The sequence below is a fragment of the Streptomyces sp. E11-3 genome (assembly GCF_046540415.1).
Classification (GTDB): domain Bacteria; phylum Actinomycetota; class Actinomycetes; order Streptomycetales; family Streptomycetaceae; genus Streptomyces.
The window spans coordinates 1-2,375 of record NZ_JAZGRL010000108.1 but is presented as its reverse complement, the minus strand read 5'-3'; the positions used below and the strand labels follow the sequence as shown (position 1 = coordinate 2,375).

Below are 2,375 nucleotides of genomic sequence, written 5' to 3'. Positions count from 1 at the left end.
GCCGGGGGAGTCGGCGGGGGCGGGCGACGCGTCGCCGCGCGCGGCGGCGGTTCCGGCCTGCAGGGCACCCAGCGCGGCGGCGGCCTCATCGGGCGTGCGCGCGGGCGCCGGGGGAGCGGCGGGCGCCGCCTGCGGGGCGGCGGCACCGGCGCGGACGCGGCGCCGCCGCCGGGGCAGTACGTCGCCGTCGGGAGCGGCAGCGTCGGCTCCCGTGCGGGGCTCGCGGGCGAACGTCGGGTCGTCTGGCCGGGAGTGGGCCTCCGCGTACGGGTCCGGGGACGGCACGAGGACCGCGCGGGCGCCGTCGGCGTATGCCGCCTTGGCGCCGGGGTGGGGGCGGTCTCCGGCGTGGGGGTCGGTGCGGTCTGTGGTGTGCGGGTTGGTCTGGTGCAGGGCGTGCGGAGCCGCGTGGTCCGCGGGCTGCGCGGCACCCTGACTCCCGGCGTGCCCGCTGGTGTGGTCCGGGGTGTGCGGGTCGTCGGTCTGGTTCCCGGCGTGCGGGGCGGCGAGGTCTCCGGCGTGCAGGGCGCTCTGGCCCTCGGCGTGCCCGCCGGTGTGGTCCGGGGTGTGCGGGCCGGTCTGGTTCCCGGCGTGCGGGTCGGTGCGGTCTCCGGCGTGCGCGGCGGCGTGCTCTCCGGCGTACGGGGCGCCCTGGCCCTCGGGGTGCGGGGCGGTGTGGCCCCCGGGCTGCGGGGCACCCTGACTCCCGGCGTGCCCGCTGGTGTGGTCCGGGGTGTGCGGGTCGGTCTGCCTCCCGGCGTACGGGTCGGCGTGGTCCTCGGCGGATGGGGCGACGCGGCCTGCGGGCGGCGGGGAGCCCTGGCCCTCGGCGTGCCTGCTGGTGTGGTCCGGGGTGTGCGCGTCGGTCTGGTCCCCGGCGAGCGGGCCGACGCGGTCCCCGGCGTAGGCGTCGGCGTGCTCCCCGGCGTATGGGGCGACGCGGCCCGCAAGCTGCGGAACGTCCTGGCCCTCGGCGTGCCCGCCAGTGCGGTCCGGGGTGTGCGCGTCGGTCTGGCTCCCGGCGAGCGGATCGGTGTAGCCCGCACGCTGCGTGGCGCCCTGGCTCCCGGCGTGCGGGGCGGTGTGGCCCGCAGGCTGCGCGGCGCTCCGGCCATCGGCGCGCGGGGCGGCGCGATCCACGGGCTGCGCGGCGCCCCGGCCCCCGGCCTGCGCGGCGGCGTGGTCCGACGTGTACGGGCGGGCGCGGTCCGCCGCGTACAGGTCGGGGTGGCTTCCGGTGTGCCGGTCGTCCCGCCGCGTGGAGCGCGGCGCGCTCGCCGCCGGTGGTTGCTCGGTCGGGTCGATATGGCTGAGCAGGTGCTTCTTGACCAGCAGGACCGCGCGGACACCGCCGTACGGCGACGGCGACGACAGGTCGACGGACAGGTCGAACTGCCGCGTCAGCTGGCCGATCGCGGCGAGCCCCATCCGCGGCGGGTCGCCGAGTTCGGACAGCAGGATCGGGTCACTTCCGGCCACCATCCGCTGCGCGTGGGCGCGTTCGTCCGCGGCCATGCCGACACCCGCGTCGTCGATGGTGACCGTGACGCCGTGGTGGACCCGTTCGAGGTTCACCACGACGTCGGTGTCCGGCGATGAGTGCCGCAGCGCGTTGTCGAGCAGCTCGGCCACGATGATGGCCACCGGCTCGACGGCGTGCGAGACGAGCGCGGTGCCGTCCTCAAGATGGTGGTGGACCTGGACGCGGTGGTAGCCGACGAGCCGGGCCTGGCCGCCGGTGACGGCCTCCACCAGGTGCGACTCCTCACGGGCGAGCCCCACCCAGGCCCCACAGACCACCGCGGCGACCTGCGCGCGCCGCAGGGACTGCTCGTTCTCGTGGTCGAGGGTGAACAGCGTCTGCGTCAACTCAGGGTCGTCATAGCGCTGTTGCAGCCCACGAAGCACGTCCTGGAGCCGGTAGAGACCCGCCTGGATCTCGCGCGTAGCGCCGCGCATCCCGGCCCGGGCGGCGGCGTCGACCCGCTTGCGCTCCTGCGCGATCGCGGTACGGAGCCCGTCGAGCGCGCCCTCCAGACCCACGCCCAACTCGGTCCCGGCGACCTCCGGACGCAGCGGTCCCGGCACCGTCAGGTGCGGGTGCGCGGTGCGGGTGGCCGCGGCCGGGATCCGCTGCTGCGCCAGATGGACGACCTCGGCGGTGAACGCCTGCGTCGCACGGTCGACTTCCTGGCGTGCCACGTCCAGATGGGAGTGCAGCGTGGCGATCTCGTCGCGCTGCCGCGCCCGCCCGCGGCGGGACCGCAGCAGTCCGCCGCCCAGAAAGAGCGCTGACAGCGTCCCGGCGGCCAGGCCGCCGGCGGCCAGCTCCGGTATTTCGATCATGGAATAGACCTCGGGGAGGGCAGGGGGGT

The 2,375-nt window shown here is 77.0% G+C and carries 1 protein-coding gene; it reads right to left on the bottom strand.

What is annotated here, in order from left to right; translation table 11 throughout:
• A partial coding sequence (locus U9R90_RS35570; protein WP_411061583.1) for an ATP-binding protein occupies positions 1–2,346 on the bottom strand: 2,346 nt, incomplete at its 3' end.
• Positions 2,347–2,375 lie beyond the last annotated feature (29 nt).